The 20,058-nt window shown below is 56.7% G+C and carries 20 protein-coding genes; 14 read left to right on the forward strand and 6 right to left on the reverse strand.

Translation table 11 applies throughout. From position 1 onward, the window contains the following. Both ABJK70_RS07050 and ABJK70_RS07055 read right to left on the reverse strand, forming a co-directional pair. Window positions 1-434, reverse strand: a 434-nt coding sequence (locus ABJK70_RS07050; protein ID WP_347257636.1) for a DUF815 domain-containing protein, incomplete at its 3' end; no start/stop codon positions are given. A 15-nt stretch (window positions 435-449) separates the two neighbouring features. Beyond that, window positions 450-2,192, reverse strand: a complete 1,743-nt coding sequence (locus ABJK70_RS07055) for a DEAD/DEAH box helicase (RefSeq protein ID WP_077728038.1) — start codon at window positions 2,190-2,192, stop codon at window positions 450-452. Between the two features lie 91 nt (window positions 2,193-2,283). Here ABJK70_RS07055 and ABJK70_RS07060 point away from each other — a divergent pair, with 91 nt between their 5' ends. Next, window positions 2,284-2,931, forward strand: coding sequence for a glutathione S-transferase (locus tag ABJK70_RS07060; protein WP_210024161.1), 648 nt, complete (start codon window positions 2,284-2,286; stop codon window positions 2,929-2,931). Window positions 2,932-3,218: 287 nt separating this feature from the next. On the opposite strand, the gene ettA is transcribed toward ABJK70_RS07060, so the two are convergent. Beyond that, a complete protein-coding gene (ettA, locus tag ABJK70_RS07065; protein WP_086133571.1) occupies window positions 3,219-4,886 on the reverse strand; it encodes an energy-dependent translational throttle protein EttA in 1,668 nt (555 codons plus the stop codon). 93 nt (window positions 4,887-4,979) lie between these two features. Here ettA and ABJK70_RS07070 point away from each other — a divergent pair, with 93 nt between their 5' ends. From ABJK70_RS07070 to infA, 4 genes are read left to right on the forward strand one after another with little or no spacing between them, the layout of a single operon-like run. Next, window positions 4,980-6,170: a GNAT family N-acetyltransferase gene (locus tag ABJK70_RS07070; RefSeq protein WP_156879528.1), complete on the forward strand. Its 1,191-nt coding sequence runs from the start codon at window positions 4,980-4,982 to the stop codon at window positions 6,168-6,170. Further along, the gene (gene aat, locus ABJK70_RS07075; RefSeq protein ID WP_347257637.1) at window positions 6,145-6,849 is read left to right on the forward strand and encodes a leucyl/phenylalanyl-tRNA--protein transferase; all 705 of its coding nucleotides are present in this window, start codon (window positions 6,145-6,147) and stop codon (window positions 6,847-6,849) included. The genes ABJK70_RS07070 and aat overlap by 26 nt, the downstream gene beginning before the upstream one ends. Continuing rightward, on the forward strand, window positions 6,846-7,571 hold the full coding sequence (locus ABJK70_RS07080; protein WP_086133568.1) for an arginyltransferase: 726 nt from the start codon (window positions 6,846-6,848) through the stop codon (window positions 7,569-7,571). Before aat ends, ABJK70_RS07080 begins: the two co-directional genes overlap by 4 nt. Window positions 7,572-7,621: 50 nt before the next feature. Further along, window positions 7,622-7,840, forward strand: coding sequence for a translation initiation factor IF-1 (gene infA / locus ABJK70_RS07085; protein ID WP_026609371.1), 219 nt, complete (start codon window positions 7,622-7,624; stop codon window positions 7,838-7,840). A 4-nt stretch (window positions 7,841-7,844) separates the two neighbouring features. Here the strand turns inward: infA and clpA are convergent, their stop codons facing one another. The 3 genes from clpA to ABJK70_RS07100 form a co-directional block, all read right to left on the reverse strand. Beyond that, entirely contained in the window at window positions 7,845-10,112 is a 2,268-nt protein-coding gene (clpA, locus tag ABJK70_RS07090; protein ID WP_077728043.1) for an ATP-dependent Clp protease ATP-binding subunit ClpA, read from the reverse strand. A gap of 15 nt (window positions 10,113-10,127) precedes the next feature. Continuing rightward, entirely contained in the window at window positions 10,128-10,448 is a 321-nt protein-coding gene (clpS, locus tag ABJK70_RS07095; protein WP_077728044.1) for an ATP-dependent Clp protease adapter ClpS, read from the reverse strand. A gap of 118 nt (window positions 10,449-10,566) precedes the next feature. Continuing rightward, window positions 10,567-11,319 (reverse strand): elongation factor-1 alpha, encoded by a 753-nt coding sequence (locus ABJK70_RS07100; protein ID WP_077728045.1) that lies wholly within the window; start codon window positions 11,317-11,319, stop codon window positions 10,567-10,569. 160 nt (window positions 11,320-11,479) lie between these two features. Here ABJK70_RS07100 and ABJK70_RS07105 point away from each other — a divergent pair, with 160 nt between their 5' ends. Genes ABJK70_RS07105 through ABJK70_RS07145 form a run of 9 tightly spaced genes read left to right on the forward strand, consistent with a single transcriptional unit; the run spans window position 11,480 to window position 19,653 of the window. Next, complete coding sequence (locus tag ABJK70_RS07105; RefSeq protein WP_347257638.1) at window positions 11,480-11,959, forward strand: NUDIX hydrolase; 480 nt, start codon at window positions 11,480-11,482, stop codon at window positions 11,957-11,959. Between the two features lie 4 nt (window positions 11,960-11,963). Then, on the forward strand, window positions 11,964-13,088 hold the full coding sequence (gene mnmA, locus ABJK70_RS07110) for a tRNA 2-thiouridine(34) synthase MnmA (protein WP_077728047.1): 1,125 nt from the start codon (window positions 11,964-11,966) through the stop codon (window positions 13,086-13,088). Window positions 13,089-13,124: 36 nt separating this feature from the next. After that, window positions 13,125-14,486, forward strand: a complete 1,362-nt coding sequence (gene purB / locus ABJK70_RS07115; protein ID WP_077728048.1) for an adenylosuccinate lyase — start codon at window positions 13,125-13,127, stop codon at window positions 14,484-14,486. 14 nt (window positions 14,487-14,500) lie between these two features. After that, window positions 14,501-15,124: an outer membrane lipoprotein chaperone LolA gene (gene lolA / locus ABJK70_RS07120; RefSeq protein ID WP_077728049.1), complete on the forward strand. Its 624-nt coding sequence runs from the start codon at window positions 14,501-14,503 to the stop codon at window positions 15,122-15,124. Between the two features lie 4 nt (window positions 15,125-15,128). After that, window positions 15,129-16,442: a replication-associated recombination protein A gene (locus ABJK70_RS07125; RefSeq protein ID WP_133716910.1), complete on the forward strand. Its 1,314-nt coding sequence runs from the start codon at window positions 15,129-15,131 to the stop codon at window positions 16,440-16,442. Window positions 16,443-16,461: 19 nt separating this feature from the next. After that, a complete protein-coding gene (locus ABJK70_RS07130) occupies window positions 16,462-17,097 on the forward strand; it encodes a PilZ domain-containing protein (protein WP_166642521.1) in 636 nt (211 codons plus the stop codon). A gap of 24 nt (window positions 17,098-17,121) precedes the next feature. Beyond that, entirely contained in the window at window positions 17,122-18,111 is a 990-nt protein-coding gene (locus ABJK70_RS07135) for a biotin--[acetyl-CoA-carboxylase] ligase (protein ID WP_347257639.1), read from the forward strand. A 13-nt stretch (window positions 18,112-18,124) separates the two neighbouring features. After that, window positions 18,125-18,868, forward strand: a complete 744-nt coding sequence (locus ABJK70_RS07140) for a type III pantothenate kinase (RefSeq protein ID WP_347257640.1) — start codon at window positions 18,125-18,127, stop codon at window positions 18,866-18,868. Continuing rightward, window positions 18,865-19,653, forward strand: a complete 789-nt coding sequence (locus tag ABJK70_RS07145) for a hypothetical protein (protein ID WP_347257641.1) — start codon at window positions 18,865-18,867, stop codon at window positions 19,651-19,653. Before ABJK70_RS07140 ends, ABJK70_RS07145 begins: the two co-directional genes overlap by 4 nt. The last annotated feature ends 405 nt before the right edge of the window (window positions 19,654-20,058 follow it).

Here is a 20,058-nt window from a genome sequence, read left to right on the forward strand (position 1 = left end):
CTAAACAGAATAAATTTTTCCGAGCGCGGATAGAGCAGATCCAAGATGTCCGGCAGCTCGACCAAATGCTGCCGATCCACCTCTACGACACGCAGACCTACGGAGGCATATTCGTTGAGAAGAGCCTTGATGAGCGAGGATTTGCCGGTGCCCTTCGAGCCCCAAAGCAAGGCGTTGTTGGCCGGCAATCCCTGGATGAATTGCCGGGTATTCCGGTCCAGCTCGCACTTTTGCCGGTCGACGCACAAGATATCGGCCAGGGCCAGCCGGTGAGGATTTCGGATGGGTTGCAAAGGGTTGGCGTGACCGGCTCCGCGCCATCGGAAGGCGATGGCACCTTCCCAATCGGGTTCCGCCGGCCCGGAAGGCATCCGTCTTTCGAGACGATCGAGCAGTTCGGATGCCCTGGCGATCAGTTGTGCGAGTAATTCCATAGACGGACGACCGGTTTAAGGCTGGTCTTCTTTGGGGCGGCGTTTCGCCGCCGGTTTATCCTGCCCCGAGGCTTTCGGTTTCCCGAACTTGCGTTCGCCGGACTTTGCCGGCTTCTTGCCCGGTTTCCGACCGCCGTTGTCCAGCAATTGCAGATTGAGGCGCTGGTTTTTTACCCAGGTTTTCTTCAGTAGCCTAAAGAAATCGTCCGGGAGATCGGCCGGAAGTTCTACCGTGCTGTAAGTATCGAATAGTTTGATCTGACCGATCAGCTTGGAAGAAAGCCCGGTTTCGTTGGCAATGGCGCCGACGATATCCTTGGGCTGCACGCCGTGCTCGCGGCCGACGTCGATGGTGTAGCGCAGTGTTCCTCCTTCCGGGCGTGTTCTTTCCCGCCGGCGTTCACGAACCGGTTCCGGAGCCGATAGTTCCGGTTCCTCGGTAGCTTCCAGCGGACGTTCGCGATGCATCAGATAGGCGAGAGCGGCGGCGATATCGGCGGAATCGCCTATTTCGTCGGTGACCAATTTGTCCACCAGTTCCCGGTAAAAGCTCACGTCCTCGTCGTCCAGAGTTTGAACCAACTGAGCCTTGAACTGCTCGATGCGGCGGTCGGCGATGTCCTGCAGGGTAGGCAGCCGCATTTGCTGTATGGGTTGTCTAGTGGTTTGCTCGATGGCGCGCAGCATTCGCCTTTCGCGCGGAGCGACGAACAGAATGGCCTTGCCTTTGCGCCCGGCGCGCCCGGTGCGCCCGATGCGGTGAATATAGGCTTCGCTGTCGTAGGGAATGTCGTAGTTCACGACATGCGTGATCCGCTCCACGTCCAGTCCGCGCGCGGCGACGTCGGTGGCGACGACGATGTCCAGGGCATTCTTCTTCAAGCGGTCGATGACTTTCTCGCGCAAGACCTGGCTCATATCCCCGTTCAGGGCCGCGGCCTCATACCCGCGAGCCTCCAGTTTCTCGGCCAGCTCCACGGTTTCGGTCTTGGTGCGGACGAAAATGATCATGGCGTCGAAATCTTCCGCGTCGAGAATGCGGGTTAGGGCTTCCAGCTTTTGCACGCCCGAGACCAGCCAATATTGCTGGCTGATGGCCTCAACGGTGGCAGTCTTCGCCTTGATTTTTACTTCCGCCGCGTTGTTGAGATGCCGGTCGGCGATTTTGCGGATGACGGTCGGCATGGTGGCCGAAAACAGCGCGATCTGGCGAGTCTGCGGCGTTTGTTCCAGAATCCATTCGACATCCTCGATGAAGCCCATGCGCAGCATTTCGTCGGCTTCGTCGAGTACCAGCGTGGTCAGATTATCCAAAGACAAGGTTCCGCGGCGGAGATGATCCATTACCCGGCCCGGCGTGCCCACGATGACATGGACGCCGCGGGCGAGTTGCCGCAATTGCGATCCCATGCCCTGGCCGCCGTAAACGGGCAGAATGTGGAAGCCTTCGAGATGGCGGGCATAGGTTTGGAAGGCCTCGGCCACCTGGATGGCGAGTTCGCGGGTGGGCGCGAGCACCAGGGCTTGTGGCGAACGCTGGGACAGGTCGATCCGGGTCAGGATGGGAATTGCGAAGGCCGCGGTTTTTCCTGTGCCGGTCTGGGCCTGTCCGAGCAAATCGCGTCCCTCCAATAGGTGAGGGATGCTTTCCGCCTGAATAGGCGACGGGGCTTCATAACCGATCTCTCGGAGCGCCTGAAGGATGGGCTGGGCAATGGCTAATTGTTCGAAGGACGTAACTGAATTGGGTAATGTCATGTGTTCGATAGAGCTAGTGGAGCGATGTTCGATGTACGATACTCTGGGTTTTCGGAACCGGCGTTTCGGCTATTAACTCAGGAGAGGATTGATGATTAAGCTTTGCGGTTTTCCTATCAGCAATTATTACAATAAGGTCAAGCTGGTTCTTCTGGAAAAAGGCATCGAGTTCGAGGAGCAGGCGGCCAATCCGTTCCATAAGGAAGCAATTTTGCAATTCTCGCCCGCCGGTAAGATTCCTTTTTTGTTAACCGATAAAGGACCGCTCTCGGAGTCCCAGGTCATTCTCGAATACTTGGAAGAGGCGTTTCCGCAAAATCCGCTTTATCCATCCGACCCTTTCGAGCGTGCCAAGTGCCGGGAGTTGATTCAACATTTCGAGCTGAATGTGGAACTCGTCGTCCGGCGCCTGTACGGAGAGGCATTCTTCGGCGGTTCAGCCTCGGATGAAACCAAGGCCGAGGTCAAGGAAAAAATCGGTATGGGCATCGATGCGTTCAATCGCCTCGCGAAATTTTCTCCTTATGTAGCCGGCAAGCGTTTCACGGCGGCCGATTGTGCCCTCTGGCCCAGTTTCGGTTTGCTGTCATCCGCCACGCAACGCATTTACGGTGAGGATTTCTTGCAGAAAGTCACCGGCGCCGCCGATTATATGGGCATGATGGAATCCCGTCCGCACGTTAAGAAAGTGGCGGCGGATCGAGCCGCCGCCATATCGGCCTTCTTTGCGAAGAAATAACCATATTACAGCTTCGAATCAGAGCTTGTGAGAAACCGTCGCGAGCGGTTCGAGTCCGTGCCGACAAATCGGCAGGAATGCCGATTTGCACGGCAGTTGCCGCCCATAGGGTGCCGGACACGGAGGTCCGGCGTGAAAAGCACAGGCGTACAGGCCCTCATCCCGGCCCTCTCCCATAAGGAGAGAGGGGGATTCAAAGAATCGCTACGCGATGCCTTGGTTAGATCGAGTACGTTGAGCACCGCAGGCGCGGACTCGAATCGCGCAGTAGGTTTATCCACAAGCTCTCAGCCCATCAAGGGTTTGAAGCGGATCCGGTGCGGATTTTCCGCTTCGTCGCCTAAACGACGCTTGCGATCGGCTTCGTAGTCCGCATAGTTGCCCTCGAACCAGACCACCTTGCTATCGCCTTCGAAGGCGAGCATATGGGTGGCGATGCGGTCTAGGAACCAGCGATCGTGCGAAATGACCACAGCGCAGCCCGGGAATTCCAGCAGCGCTTCCTCAAGCGCCCGCAGGGTTTCCACGTCGAGATCGTTGGTCGGCTCGTCGAGCAACAGCACGTTGCCGCCGGCTTTCAGCAGCTTGGCCAAATGAACTCGGTTGCGTTCGCCGCCCGATAGCTCGCCGATGCGCTTCTGCTGATCCGAGCCTTTGAAGTTGAAGCGGCCCACATAGGCGCGGGACGGCGTCTGATACTTGCCCACCGTGACCATATCGAGGCCGTCGGAAATTTCTTCCCAGACGGTTTTCTTGTCGTCCATGGCGTCGCGGAACTGCTCGACATAGGCGAGCTGAACCGTCGGACCTACGCGGATATTGCCGGTGTCGGCCGTTTCGGCACCGGCCATCATGCGGAACAGGGTGGTTTTGCCGACGCCGTTGGGGCCGATCACGCCCACGATGCCGCCCTGCGGCAGCCGGAAGTTCAGGTCCTCGATCAGCAGTCGGTCGCCGAAACCCTTCGAGACGCCCTCGAATTCCACCACCAGTTCGCCCAGGCGTGGCCCCGGCGGAATATAGATCTCGCGGGTCTCGTTACGGGCCTGGTATTCGCTGGACGACAGTTCCTCGAACCGCTGTAAACGTGCCTTGCTCTTGGCCTGCCGGCCCTTGGGATTAGCGCGCACCCATTCCAGCTCTTCCTTCATGGCTTTCTGGCGGGCGGTTTCCTGCTTCTCCTCCATTTCCAGGCGTTTTTCCTTCTGTTCCAGCCAGGAGGAATAATTGCCTTCCCAGGGGATGCCGTGGCCGCGGTCCAATTCGAGAATCCAGCCGGCGACATTGTCCAGGAAATAGCGGTCGTGGGTAACGGCGATGACCGTGCCCTGAAAGTCGTGGAGGAAACGTTCGAGCCAAGCCACCGATTCGGCGTCTAAGTGGTTGGTGGGTTCGTCGAGGAGCAGCATGTCGGGATTCGACAGCAGCAACCGGCACAGGGCGACGCGGCGGCGTTCGCCGCCTGAAAGCTTGGTGACGTCGGCGTTCCAGTCCGGAAGGCGCAGGGCGTCGGCGGCGATTTCCAGCTTGCGTTCGAGTTCCCAGGCGCCGGCAGCCTCGATTTTGTCCTGGAGTTCAGCCTGCTCGGCGAGTAATTTGTCGAAATCGGCGTCGGGTTCGCCGAAAGCGTTGCTGACCTCGTTGAAGCGGTCGACCAACGCCTTGATTTCAGCCACGCCGTCTTCGACATTGCCGCGAACGGTCTTGGTCGGGTCGAGCTGAGGCTCCTGCGGAAGAAAGCCGATCTTGATTCCAGGCTGCGGCCGGGCTTCGCCGTCGTATTCCTTGTCCACGCCGGCCATGATGCGGAGCAGGGTGGATTTGCCGGACCCGTTCAGGCCGAGCACACCGATCTTTGCGCCGGGAAAGAAGGACAGCGAGATGTCGCGCAAAATCTCGCGTTTGGGCGGCACGATTTTGCTCACCCGGTTCATCGTGAAAATGTACTGAGCCATTTTGACAGGATTGTGTTGGCGGAAAGGCGTTATTATTTCATGGTTTGGCGAATCGATCACGGCATGCGGCCTTTTGACTGTTGAGGATACGAGATGAATGCCCAAGACAAGACGCAGTTGGCGGGCTTGAGGTCGCGCATCATTCGCAATATCGGCGCGGTCGAGCCCGAAGCCTGGAATGCGCTGACCGACGGCGCTTATCCCTTTCTACGGCATGAATTCTTGCTCGCATTGGAGGAATGCGGTTGCCTGGGCGAGCACGTCGGCTGGATTCCCTACCATGTGGTGATCGAGGATTCCGAGCGCCGCCTGGTAGGCGCCCTGCCGGCGTATCTCAAACTCAACTCGTTCGGCGAATTCGTTTTCGATTGGGCCTGGGCGGACGCCTACGAAAGAGCAGGCATGCCCTATTATCCGAAGCTGGTCGTGGCCTCGCCGTTCACGCCGGCCACGGGCCCGCGTCTTCTGATTCCGCCCGAGCGTTACTCGGATAGCTTGGCGGAAGCCGCGGTTGAGTTCGCGATCGAGGCGGCGCGTGATGCAGGAGTTTCCTCGCTGCACTGGTTGTTCACGCAGGACCGGGTATTGCTGCATTCGGAGCGCGTGTTGAAGCGGCTCGGCTGTCAATTCCACTGGGAAAACCGGGGCTACCGGGATTTCGAGGACTTTTTGTCGGGCTTTACCGCCAAGCGGCGCAAGGAAGTGAAGCGGGAGCGCCGGCAGGTGCGGGACGCCTCGGTGGAGTTGCGAAGAATCCGGGGCGACCGAGTGGAGCCCGACATTTGGCGTACGGTGTACGAGCTTTACCGGTCCACCTTCGCGAGACATGGCAACTATCCGGCGCTGACGCTCGAGTTTTTCGAAGCGATTGCCGCAAAGATGGGAGAGCAAATCCTTTTGGTTCTCGCCGAGCGACACGGACGAATCGTCGGGGCAGCATTTTTTCTCGTCGGTCGCGATGCATTGTACGGTCGCTACTGGGGATGCACGGAGGACGTGACCGCTCTTCATTTCGAGGCTTGCTATTACCAGGGCATTGAATATTGTATCGAGGAGGGCCTCCGTCGCTTCGAACCCGGCGCTCAGGGCGAACACAAAGTCAGTCGAGGCTTTCTGCCGACCGAGACCTGGTCGGCCCACTGGCTGGCCGACGTCGGATTCCGCGACCCCATAGCACGCTTTTTGGAGCGGGAGATGGGTTTGGTACGCGCCTATATGTCGGAACTAAATGCCCACTCGCCTTTCAAAAATTTCGACCATGCTGACCGTTCTGAATCCCTTTGATCGAAACGAGCCGTTTCCGCCGGTGGAAACGGCTCTGGATGAACCGAACGGACTCTTGGCAGTGGGCGGGTGTCTCTCTGCGCGGCGGCTGGTGAATGCCTATCGGAGCGGCGTTTTTCCGTGGTTCGGCAAAGACGAACCGATTCTCTGGTGGTCGCCGGATCCGCGGTTGATCCTACAACCCGAGAATATCAAGATTTCCCGGAGCCTTGGCAAGCGGCTCAGGCGCGGTGAATTTCGTTTCAGTTTCGATGTATGTTTCGACCGCGTCATGGATGCTTGTGCGGAGCCGCGAGACTATGCGAGTGGAACCTGGATAACAGGGGAGATGAAGCGGGCTTATTCCAATCTTTTTGATCTGGGCCTGGCCCATTCCTTCGAGGCGTGGCAGGAAGAGGCTCTCGTTGGCGGGCTTTACGGGGTTTCGATCGGCCGGGTGTTTTTTGGAGAATCGATGTTTCACCATGTCACTGACGCTTCCAAGGCTGCTTTCGCTTTCGCGTGCGACTGTTTGAAGCGGTGGGGTTATGTCCTGATCGATTGCCAGGTCTATACCCGGCATTTAGCCAGTTTGGGAGCGGAAGAGATTCCGCGCTCGGAGTTTGTGAAATTGTTGCAAATTTATTGTGAACAGCCGGTTTCGAGCGAGGCTTGGAAGTCGGCGGGCGGGGTTTTATGAAATCGATACCGCTCTACATCAGCTATGAGCACGATTGTGATTACCTGCCGGGAAGGCAGGCGCAGATGGCTTATGTTTCGCCACGGGAGGCATTGGATGTCGATATTTATTCGTGGCTCGCAACCAGAGGTTTCCGTCGAAGCGGCGACATGGTTTACCGGCCGCACTGCTCGAATTGCTCGGCTTGTGTGCCGGTACGCATACCGGTCGCGCGATTTCGGCCGAATCGCGGGCAGCGTCGGATTCAGCGGATGAATGCCGATTTGGAAATTGCTCTGAAGCCGGCTCGATTCGAAGAGGCGCACTATCGACTCTTCCTGCGGTATCTCAATGCGCGGCATTCGGATGGCCATATGGCCGAATCCTCGGCGGAGGATTACATTCGTTTTCTTGCGTGCGGATGGGCGGAGACCGGTTTCTACGAGTTTAAGCGCGGGGATAGCTTGTTGGCAGTAGCTGTCACCGACTGTTTGGCCGATGGCCTCTCGGCGGTTTATACGTTCTTCGATCCCGATTTACCCGCACTCAGCCTGGGCAGCTATGCCATTTTGTGGCAAGTAGCGGAGACCAAACGACGCGGATTGGATTGGCTATATCTCGGATTCTGGATATCCGGTTGCCGAAAAATGAGCTATAAAAATTCGTTTCGTCCTCTACAGGCTCTGGTGGGCGAAGACTGGGTACTGGTGGAAAAAGGCGAGAATATCGTGCTTGAAACTTAATATGATATTATTCGGCTTTTACTGTTCGTATTCACTTTTGAGAGAGGTTTATGTCGAAAGAAGATCACATCGAAATGGAAGGCAAAGTGATCGAAACTTTGCCCAATACGACTTTTCGCGTCCAGTTGGATAACGGTCATATTATTACGGCACATATTTCCGGCAAAATGCGCAAGCATTACATCCGCATTCTGACGGGTGACCGCGTAAAAGTGGAAATGACGCCGTACGATTTAACGAAAGGCCGAATCACCTTTCGTCAGCGTTAAGAACTCAGACTTCCGCTGCTTCGTGCACGCCTTCGATGGTAAACGCCAGTTGGCCATCTTCCACGCTGATTCTCACTACTCCGCCCTCGCTTAACTTGCCGAATAGGATTTCATCGGCCAAGGGCTTTTTGATGTTTTCCTGAATAACCCGGGCCATGGGTCTCGCCCCCATAGACGGGTCGAAGCCGTGTTCGGCCAGCCATTCCCGCGCATCGGGCTCCAAAACCACCGACACCCGCTTTTCCGCCAGTTGCGATTCCAGTTCGAACATGAACTTGTCGACGACTTGGCCGATGATGTCGAGGTTGAGCGGCTTGAACTGAATAATGGCATCCAGCCGGTTGCGGAACTCGGGCGAAAACATTCGCTCGATGACCTTCATGCTGTCGGTGGAGTGATCCTGCTGGGTAAAACCGATCGACGGCCTGCCGCCCTCGGAGGCTCCGGCATTGGTCGTCATGATCAGGATGATATTCCGGAAATCGGCCTTTCGTCCGTTGTTATCGGTCAAGGTGCCGTGATCCATGACCTGCAGCAACAGGTTGAACACATCGGTATGGGCCTTCTCGACCTCGTCGAGAAGCAACACTGCATGCGGATGCTTGTTGACTTCTTCGGTCAACAAGCCGCCCTGGTCGAAGCCTACATAGCCGGGCGGGGCACCAATCAATCGGGATACGGTATGCCGCTCCATGTATTCGGACATATCGAAGCGGATGAGCTCGATGCCCAGTACCTTGGCCAACTGGCGGGTGACTTCGGTTTTTCCGACGCCGGTTGGGCCTGCGAACAGGAAGCAGCCGATGGGTTTTTGCACTTCACGAAGTCCCGCTCGCGACAGTTTGATCGCGGAGGCCAAGGTCGAAATGGCTTCATCCTGGCCGAATACCAGCATCTTCAGATTCTTTTCGAGATCCCGCAGTTTGTCCTTGTCGTTGGTGGAAACCGTTTTCGGCGGAATGCGCGCGATTTTCGAGACGATATCCTCGATCTCCAAAGTGCCGATCAGCTTCTTCCGGCGGGAAACCGGCAACAGCCGCTGGCTGGCCCCTGCCTCGTCAATCACGTCGATAGCTTTGTCCGGCAAGTGACGGTCGGTAATGTACCGATCGGATAATTCGGCTGCCGTGCGGAGCGCTGCCAGTGAATATTTCACGTCATGGTGTTTTTCGAACCGCGACTTGAGTCCGCGCAGAATATGGTAGGTCTCGTCGACAGTAGGCTCATGGATATCGATTTTCTGAAAACGACGGGCCAGAGCTCTGTCTTTTTCGAAAATACCCCGATATTCCTGATAAGTGGTGGACCCAATGCAGCGCAGTTCGCCCGAGGCCAATACCGGCTTGATCAGGTTCGAGGCGTCCATCACGCCGCCCGACGCCGATCCGGCTCCGATAATGGTGTGAATCTCGTCGATGAACAGAATCGAATTGGGCTCTTTCTTGAGCTGTGCAAGCAGTGCCTTGAGACGTTTCTCGAAATCGCCGCGGTATTTGGTTCCGGCAACCAAGGAGCCGAGATCCAGCGCATAAATCGTGCTTTCCGACAGGACTTCCGGCACCTCTTTGTCGACGATCTTCTTGGCCAGTCCCTCAGCGATCGCGGTCTTACCGACGCCGGCCTCGCCGACCAGCAACGGATTATTCTTGCGACGCCGACACAGGACCTGGATGGTGCGTTCGATCTCGCCCTTGCGTCCGATCAGCGGGTCAATCTTTCCGCGTTTCGCCAATTCGTTAAGGTTGGAAGCAAATTTTTCCAAAGGATTGGCGGCAGCGCCTTCACCTTCGTCGCTTTCCGAAGTGGTGCTGCTTTTCGGACTCGCATCCGAATCTTCGCGAACTTTCGAAATGCCGTGAGAAATGTAATTGACGACGTCCAAGCGGGTCACGTCCTGCTTGTTGAGCAGATAAACGGCTTGGGAGTCCTGCTCGCTGAAAATAGCGACCAGGATGTTGGCGCCGGTGACCTCTTTCTTGCCCGAGGACTGGACGTGAAAGGCCGCTCTCTGGAGGACTCGCTGAAAGCCGAGCGTCGGCTGAGTTTCGCGCTTCACGCCAGGCGGGATGAGCGGCGTCGTTTCATCCAGAAACTCGGTCAGATCCTTTCTCAATTGATCGATGTTCGCGCCGCAGGCTCGAAGCACTTCAACGGCTATCGAATTGTCGAGCATCGCGAGCAAGAGATGCTCGACGGTTATGAATTCGTGCCTTTTCTCGTAGGCCGATCGGAACGCGACGTTTAATGAATATTCGAGTTCTTTGCTTAACATAGAATCAGGGCCTGTTCAGGCTTCCTCCATTGTGCAAAGCAGAGGATGCTGGTGCTGCCGAGAATAATCGTTCACCAGCTGGACTTTGGTTTCTGCGACGTCCTTGGAGAAGACGCCACAAACGCCGATGCCCCGCGTATGAACGTGAAGCATAATCTGGGTAGCTTTTTCCTCGCTCATGCCGAAGAACGTTTTCAATACCAAAACGACGAAATCCATCGGAGTGAAATCGTCGTTCAACAGAATCACTTTATAAAGCGGTGGCCGTTTAAGTTTTGGCTTCGCTTCCTGTACGACAACATCGTCTGTGAGCTTGTGATCAGGATGTTGTGCCATTTCTCGCCCTTGAACTGCAACATGTCTAGACCACGGCTACTATAGCATCTGCGGGCTCCGTTGTATTAGACCGCCCTTGGTATAAATGATTTCCCGTCACAACCATTCGCCATAGGTTTCACGATCGCGTTAAAGCGTTACGACGATCCGGAAAAGGAAGCTTTCTGGGGAGTATCCACATCTCGTACATCGAGACCACCCACATGAATACGAACGCCATAGCCAAACCAGCGCCTCCAAGAACGACCAGGAGGGCGAAGTGTGGGTTCAGTTTAGTCAGCCACCAGGATGTGATGTCAAGCAGTAAGAAAGCGTAAGGCATGATGATCGCCGCGCCCTTCAGTTTCACGGGAACTCCCGTGGATAAGGCGAAGATCAGTCCGACGAACATGAAAATGAATGAAATGCCGAATAAATGAATATGCGACACGCGCGTCAATGACGAGAAAGTCGCGCCCTCGTCGGATGCGGTCCGCGCTTTGATGGTCGCGAATTGCGTGAAGTCGGGCAATCCGCCGGCTTCCGCATTGTGACAACTGACGCAGCGTTGCTCGAAGATGGGCTTTATGTCGCTTTCATAAGCTTTCTCGCTGGCGCCGTCGCGCACCCATTGGATGATCTTGAAGCGTTCTTCGTCCGGCGCCATGGGCTTCATGGAGCCGTTCAGCTGGCTTTCAAGTACGGAACCGGAACGATTGCCGTAATAGCTGTAGACGATATCTTCGATGGAAAGACCGAATTTGCCGTCAGCCATTCCGTGGGTAAACAGGATCTGGATCATTGCGACGGCATAGCCGATTGCTATGACCGTCAAATAACCGGAAAATAACAGCTTTATCGCTAATCCTAAACTGCTTAGGTTGAACGGCATGATTCAGCTCCAGCCGGAAGGGGTAAGTTAGAGGGTTTATCCTAGCCTGCCCACCGGGCATCGACAAACCTCGCAACATTCTAATTCTATATGTTATATGGCCGTTTTTCTTTTAGCACACGCGAACCGGCTAGGCAATTTACACATCAGTTAAAAGTGCATGCACCAGCTCGAAACCGAATTCAGCCGGAATGAGAGGCCGCGAGTCACCGTCGCGGCCATCGTCGAGCGGGACGCGCGTTTTCTCGTAGTCGAGGAGCGAGCCGATAACGGCGAGCTTGTGATCAATCAGCCCGCAGGTCATGTCGAAGCAGGAGAGAACGTCATCGAGGCCGCTATCCGCGAAACCTTCGAAGAGACCGCATGGCATTTCAGACCCGAGGCACTGGTTGGGATTTATCTATGGCGCCGGGCTGCGGGAGACGCCAGTTTTCTTCGAATCGGAATTGTCGGGTCGGTTGATGGTCACGATCCGGATAGTCCTCTCGACGAGGGCATCGTGAGCAGTTTGTGGCTGACCCGCGAGGAACTTTTGAGCGAGAAAATGCGGCTTCGAAGTCCTTTGGTGATGAAATGCATCGACGATTATCTCGCCGGGGAACGCTATCCCTTGTCGGTGCTCAAATCCTTGCTGAGTTGAATTCATGTCCCAGAAAGTCGTCGTCGGTATGTCAGGCGGAGTGGATTCCTCCGTCACCGCTTTGTTGCTCCTGGAACAGGGCTATGACGTGATCGGTCTTTTCATGAAGAATTGGGAGGAGGACGATCATACCGGCCTTTGCACCGCTCCACAGGATTTCGCCGACGCGAAAGGCGTCTGCGACAAACTGGGCATCCCGCTGCACGCGGTCAATTTTGCCGCCGAATATTGGGACGAGGTGTTCGAGATCTTCCTGAGCGAGTATAGAGCTGGCCGCACGCCCAATCCGGATATCCTCTGCAATCAGCAGATCAAGTTCAAAGCCTTTATGGATTATGCGACGGATTTAGGCGCCGATTTGATCGCGACGGGGCATTACGCGCGGGTCGGACGTCGGGACGGCGGTTACACTCTGCTGAAAGGGATCGATCAACAGAAGGATCAAAGCTATTTCATTTACACCCTGGGGCAGCCGCAGTTGGCTCGCGTGTTGTTCCCGATCGGGGGCATGGAAAAATCCGAGGTCAGAAAGCGCGCCGAGCAGGCGGGATTATCCAATTATCAGAAGAAAGACAGCACCGGCATTTGCTTCATTGGCGAGCGTCGTTTCAAGGAATTCTTGCAGCGTTTCTTGCCTGCTCAGCCGGGCGAGATTGAAACGCCCGACGGTCAAATCATCGGACGCCACGACGGGTTGATGTATTACACCCTGGGGCAACGGCAAGGACTCGGCATCGGCGGCATGAAAGGCGCCTCGGAAGAGCCATGGTATGTATTGGCCAAGGATTTGAAGCGCAATGTTCTGGTCGTTGGTCAGGGGCATGATCATCCGATGCTGTTCCATGCCGGCCTGGAAGCCGGAAGCTTGAGCTGGGTGCGCGGCAAGGCTCCCGATACGCCTGTTCGATGCGCTGCAAAAGTCCGTTACCGTCAGCCGGATCAGATCTGTACCGTCGAAGCTGTCGACGAACAGAGAATCCGCGTCGTCTTCGATCGACCGCAGCGCGCCGTGACTCCGGGCCAATCGGTGGTGTTCTATCAGGGCGAGGAGTGCCTGGGCGGCGGGATCATCGAGCGCGCGTTAGATGCCGCCCCGACCTCGACGTCGGTTTTTCGGGCTGTGGCCTGAGTTTCGCAATCTCACTATAAAGTTAAGGTTTTCTGAATGACGTCTCTCACCTGCCTTTCCCCCATCGACGGGCGCTATGCCGACAAAGCGGACGAGTTGCGCCCGATCCTCAGCGAATACGGCCTCATTCGTTTCCGGGTGCTGGTGGAAGTTCGGTGGCTGCAAACTTTGGCAGGAGAGCCGGGCATTGGCGAGGTGCCTGCGCTGAGCGATAGCGCCAACGATCGCCTGGAGGCTATCCTGACCGGTTTCTCCGTAAGCGATGCGGAACGCGTGAAACAAATCGAAAGGACGACCAATCACGACGTCAAGGCGGTGGAATATTTCCTCAAGGAAAAGATCGCCGATCATGTGGAATTGGTTCGGGTGAGCGAGTTCATCCACTTCGCCTGCACCTCTGAGGACATCAACAATCTGGCGTATGCCTTGATGCTGAAGGAAGCTCGGGACAGCGTTCTGCTGCCGCAGATTCGGCAACTGGTTGCCGCCATCAAAGAAAAGGCGGGGATTTATGCCGGCCAGCCGATGCTGTCTCGTACCCACGGACAATCCGCTACGCCGACGACCATGGGCAAGGAGTTCGCCAACGTGTCGGCCCGCCTCGAAAGACAGCTGAAGCAATTGGAGTCGATCGAACTATTGGGCAAGATCAACGGTGCCGTGGGCAATTACAATGCCCACCGGGTTGCCTATCCCGAGATCGATTGGCCGATCTTTTGCCGAAACTTCGTTACGTCTTTGGGTTTGACGTTCAATCCTTACACCACCCAGATCGAACCTCACGATTATCTTGCCGAGTTTTTCCACGCCCTGTCGCGTTTCAACACTGTGCTGATCGATTTCGACCGCGACGTGTGGGGTTATGTTTCGCTGGGCTATTTCCGCCAGAAAACCGTGGCTGGCGAAGTGGGATCTTCGACCATGCCGCACAAGGTCAATCCCATTGATTTCGAGAATTCGGAAGGCAATCTCGGGATGGCCAATGCGGTCTTCGGTCATCTTTCTGAAAAATTGCCGATCTCGCGCTGGCAGCGGGATTTGACCGATTCGACCGTGCTGCGGAACATCGGCGTAGGGATCGCCCATACGCTGATCGCGCTGCAATCGACCCTCAAGGGGCTCGGGAAGCTCGAACTCGACGCGGGCGTACTGGAAGCCGATCTTGCCGCCAATCTGGAAGTGCTGGCGGAGCCGATTCAAACGGTCATGCGCCGTTACGGCATCGAAAAGCCTTACGAAAAGCTGAAGGACCTGACCCGGGGCAAGCGCATCGAGCCGGAGGCGCTGTCCGAGTTCATCCTCGGGCTGAGCATTCCGGAAGACGCGAAGCAGCGCTTGCTGGCGTTGACGCCCCGCGATTACACCGGCTATGCGGAAGTTCTGGCCAAGAACTCTTGAGTAACAAACAAACGATGTTCAAAAAAGCATTACTTCTTTTATTGATCGTTCTTCCGGTCTTTCCGATAGCGGCGGAAGAGGCGCCGGTCCAGCGGCTCCGGAATTTCCTGGCGAAAGCGAATACCCTACAGGCGGAATTTTCCCAGGTCGTGATCGATGAAGCCGGCAGTCCCCGCCAGCGTACCAGCGGCGTGTTCTATCTCCAGCGTCCCGGCAAGTTCCGCTGGGATTACAAGAAGCCTTACAGCCAGGAAATCGTTTCCAATGGCGGCAAGGTCTGGTTCTACGACGTCGACCTCGAACAGGTAACCGCCAAGCGCCTCGACGATGCGATCGGTTCCACGCCGGCCCTGCTGCTGAGCGGCGAAGTGGCGCTGGAAAAGAATTTCAAGATCGAGAATCAGGGCATGGACGAGGGCTTGTTCTGGATCAAGCTGGTGCCGAAGGCCGAAGACAGCGGATTCAAATACGTCCTGATCGGCCTGGACGGCGACACGCTCGCGGGGATGGAACTGAGCGACAATTTCGGCCAGCTCACCCGCATCTATTTCACCGGGGTGAAAACGGGACTCAAGCTGGACCGCAGCCTGTTCGAATTCCGTCCTCCGCCGGGAGTCGACGTGTTCGAGGAAAAATAAACGCGTGAATACGGATCTTCAGAGACCTCTGGCCGACCGGATGCGGCCCCGCTGCCTGGACGAGTATATCGGCCAGCGGCATTTGATATCGCCCGGCAAGCCTCTTTATGAGGCCATCAAGGCCGGCAAGCTTCATTCGATGATTTTCTGGGGGCCGCCCGGCACCGGCAAGACGACCTTGGCGCGGATCGTCGCCCGTCACGCCGACGCGGAATTCCTGCCGATCTCGGCGGTACTGGCGGGCGTCAAGGAAATCCGAGAAGCGGTGGCCGAGGCGAAGCGGCTTTTGACCGAGCATAATCGGCGCACCATTCTATTCGTGGACGAGGTGCATCGCTTCAACAAATCCCAGCAGGATGCCTTTCTGCCCCATGTGGAAGACGGCACCATCTATTTCATCGGCGCCACCACCGAGAATCCGTCCTTCGAGCTGAACAACGCCTTGCTTTCGCGTGCCCGCGTTTACCTGTTGAAGTCCTTGTCGGAAGACGATCTGCTGGATCTCATCGAGCGGGCCTTGCGGGATGGCGAACGAGGCGTCGGCCGGCCGGACCTCGGATTTCCCGAGGAGCTTCGCTGCTGGTACGCCAAGGCGGCCGACGGTGATGCTCGAAAAGTCCTGAGTCTGCTGGAGATCACTCTCGATCTGTTGGAAGTGGGACAAGACAAAATCACCCCGGACATCGCACGGGAAGTGCTCGCCGGCGGCGGAAACCGGCGATTCGACAAGCAGGGCGAGGATTTTTATAACCAGATTTCCGCGCTGCACAAATCGGTGCGGGGCAGCGCTCCGGACGCGGCCTTGTACTGGCTGTGCCGCATGCTGGACGGCGGCTGCGATCCGCTTTATCTCGCACGCCGCATCGTCCGTATCGCCAGCGAGGATATCGGCAATGCGGACCCGCGCGCGCTGGAGCTGTCCCTAAACGCCTGGGATGCTCAGGAGCGTCTCGGCAGCCCGGAAGGCGAACTGGCCCTGGCTCAAGCGGTTCTGTATCTCGCTTGTGCCCCCAAGAGCAATGCGGTATACGTCGCCTATAATACGGCTCGTGCCGATGCTGCCAAAACCGGCAGTTTGGAAGTGCCGACTCATCTTCGCAACGCCCCCACGCGCTTGATGAAGGAACTCGATTACGGAAAGCATTACCGTTACGCTCATGATGAACCCGAAGCGTATGCGGCGGGTGAAAATTATTTCCCCGAAGGGTTTCCGCCCCGTGCATACTACAAGCCGGTTTCGAGAGGGCTGGAAATCAAGATCGCGGAAAAATTGGAACGGCTGAAGGTTTTAGATAAGGCGGCTCTGGATAAGACTTAGTTACTATCGGATGAGTTTTATGGTCGACCACCAAGCGGATCATGACGAGGGGACGGAACCGATGAGTGGCAGGGACGCGGAAAAGGAGCGCAGGCGATATTTTCGGATAGAAGACGAGATTATTCTTTTTTTCAGGGAAATAGCGCCTGATGAGATTCCTGATAATCGAAGTCCGCGGGACTTTCCCTTGGATTCTTTCGCCCTTTCAGCCAGCCTGGATTTACTGACTCAGGAGTCCCGAAAGCTGCTGCGGCGAATAGAAAAAGACACTCCGGAAATCGGCGATTTTTTGAAGGTTCTGGAGCGCAAAATCGATCTCATCGCCCGGGCTTTCCTGAGCTACGAGGCCAACTTGCCGGAGCAGACCACTCAAGGTGTTAGCCTCAGCGCTTCCGGTTTATCCTTCGATGTGGAAAAGCCCTATGCTCCAGGTAAAGTGCTGGAAATCAAGATGGTCTTGCCGCCTGATCTGATCGGGTTAATTGCGTACGGTCGTATCGTTTATTGCAAAAAGAACGGGCCCGATTCCGAGCTGCCTTACCAAATTTCCGTGGATTTCGTCGGCTTGCGCGACAGCGATCGGGAGCTACTGATTCGCCACGTCGTCAGACGGCAGCTGCAGCAGCTTAGAAACAAGAAACAGCCATCGGAATAAGCGCTTCCGCGCCCCGCTTTATTCATGCAGTACGATGCGCTGACTAAGACCCTGCTTCATTTGCTGTCCGATAATGGCTTTCACTCCGGAACGGAACTGGCGAGTCGCCTCGGTATCAGCAGAACGGCAGTCTGGAAAGCCGTTCGTGCTCTGCAATACCGTGGGATTGAAATCGCTGCCTTGCCGGGCAAAGGCTACCGGGTGACCCAGCCCGTTGAATTGCTCAGCGAAACAGTCATCCAATCCTCGTTGAGTCCGAGCGCCGGCCGGCTGCTCGGCGGTCTCGACATCTGCGACGAGATCGATTCGACAAATACGCATTTGATGCGCCTCGCTGCGAAAGGTGCTCCCTCGGGGGCGGTATGCCTCGCGGAAACGCAGACGGCCGGCAAGGGACGAATAGGTCGTTCCTGGCTTTCGCCCCTGGGAGCAAATATTTATCTCTCGGTCTTGTGGCGTTTCGACGATCACTCCCTCGTGGCAGGCCTTAGCCTGGCTGTCGGGGTGGCCGTGATTCGGGCCCTGGACCGTATGGGGATCATTGGGGTCGGACTCAAGTGGCCGAACGACATCTTGTGGGAAGATCGCAAATTGGGGGGGATCTTGCTGGAGGTCGCCGGGGAAGCCCATGGCGGATGCGCCGTGATCGTGGGCTTGGGGCTGAACCGCTACATTCCCCCCGTCGTGGGGCGCGGGATAGATCAGGCGTGGGTCGATCTTGCCACGGTGGCCGGCGCATCGGCTCCCTCGAGAAACCGCCTGGCCGCCTCGATTCTGAGCGAGCTTTTGCCTTTGCTGAACGATTATCGGCACACCGGACTTGGGCCCTATCTTGCTGAATGGCGTCGCTATCATCATCTGACCGGGCGCGAGGTGGTCGTCCGTCAGGGCGATACGGAAACCGCCGGCACAGTTGCGGATGTTACCGGAGAAGGGTTGCTGGTCGTGGTGTGCAAGGACGGGAAACGCCGCGAGTTCGCATCCGGTGATGTGCGGCTCCGGATCGCCGGCTGAGCCGGAGACTGTCATGCGGCTTCTGGTCGACATCGGCAACAGCCGAGTGAAATGGGGAATCGCGCAAGACAATCGGATTGTTTCGGGCGAATCTTTCCCTTCGGCTGGCGAATCGCTAGAAGAGTCATTCGACCGCCACTGGCTGACTCTGCCCATACAGCGCCGCATATATATCTGTAACGTTGTCGGCGGCGAGGCGGAACACATCGCAACGGCCTGGACGCAAAGACGCTGGGGAGTTTCGCCAAACTTCGTCAAACCGGCCGATCGAGGCTACGGTGTGGTGAACGGTTACGAAAAGCCGGAAAAGCTAGGGGTCGACCGTTGGGTGAGTCTGATTGCCGCGCGGGAGTTCAGCAAGGGGCCGGTCTGTGTCGCCGACTGTGGTACCGCGTTGACCTTCGACGTACTTGATGCGCAAGGCCGGCATCTCGGCGGCCTCATCGCGCCCGGCTTGGCGATGATGAAACGGGCGTTGGCGCTGGAAACGAAGGGCATCGGAGAGATCGACCGCGGCGATCCCGAGGTTTTAGGACGGAGCACAGCCGCAGCCGTAGAAGGCGGAGTATTAGCCGCTTGCGCGGGACTGATCGAGAGATCGGTCGGAAAAGCGGAGAAAGAATTGGGGCATGTACCCGATTTGGTCATTACCGGCGGCGATGCGGATAGGATTGCCGACAAACTCGACGGCCCGTGTAAGGTGGTTCCGGATCTGATATTGCGGGGATTGCTCCGCATCGCGAGAAGCGTTTCATGAAGTATGCTTTTTATAGTCTGATTCTGGCGAACGTCGTATTTTTCCTGTGGGAAAGCAGCATACTCGGGCGGGGAGTCAGTAGTGCGTCGTCCTATCAGGAATTGCGGCTCCCCCATGTCGTGGAACAAATAGCTTTGCTCAGCGAGCGCACTGGGTTGCCCGAAAAAGCCCCTGACCTGGTTTTGGCCGAGGTGTCCACGACCGAGGCTAAGCCGGAACAGATCAAGGGGGCGACATCGATTGTCGAATCGGAGCCGGTTCAGAAATCGGAAGTACCTACCGAAACGCCGCCCATGTTGTCGACACGGGCCGTGGAATCGGGCTGTTTTCAGTGGGGCCCGATTACGGACGAGACGCGGGCGCGCGAAGTCTTGAATCTGGTTAAGCCTGAGTCCGATCAGGCTAGCCTTATCAAGAAACCTTCGGATCTGACCGACGGTTGGTGGGTGCTGTTTCCCAAGGCTCACGATCTGGATACCGCCAAGGCGAACCGGAAGATGCTGCTCGAGAAAGGAGTAACCGACCTTTGGCTGTTCGACAAGGGCGCTTTACAAGGCGCGATATCCCTTGGTCTTTTTAAAACCAGAAACCGAGCCGAGCAGGCTCAGAAGACATTCACGGAACAGGGCATCATTACCGAGGTAGTACCCCGCCAAGTGCGAAACGAGGCTTATTGGGTTCGGATTCCATGGACTCGTCCAGCATCGGACTTGGACGAAATTCTGAAGTCTACGGATGCGAAGGGCGCAGCGGGGTTATCCCCGGCACTCATTCCCTGTGATTGACCGGCCGCTATCCTCGATAAATCCGCTGGAGGCAGTGCCGAAGGTCGATAATCCTTCCCCGACGGATGTGTTTCATTTCTGGAAAGGCGTAGGTCGGCAATCCTTTGCCGACGCCTGAGATGTGGCTCGTTTCTCGACAGCTTACATAAGGCAGCGATCTCGTAAGCGGATTCGCCGACCACATCAACGAGTGCCTTGAGCATTTTTCACCACAGTTTAGCGGTGTGGATCTGAAAGCCGTTGCGCATGCCCTTTCTTACGCCCTCGTGTCCCCCCTCTCTGGCTAGCCCGTTTTCCGAATCGGTGTAAGGGATTCGGATATGTAGGTCGGCAATCCCTTGCCGACGTATCGGCTCGGCGAAGGGCTTTGTCGGCAAGGGATTGCCGACCTACGTTCTCCCCTCC

The organism is Methylocaldum sp., assembly GCF_039794385.1.
In the GTDB taxonomy this organism is placed as follows: domain Bacteria; phylum Pseudomonadota; class Gammaproteobacteria; order Methylococcales; family Methylococcaceae; genus Methylocaldum.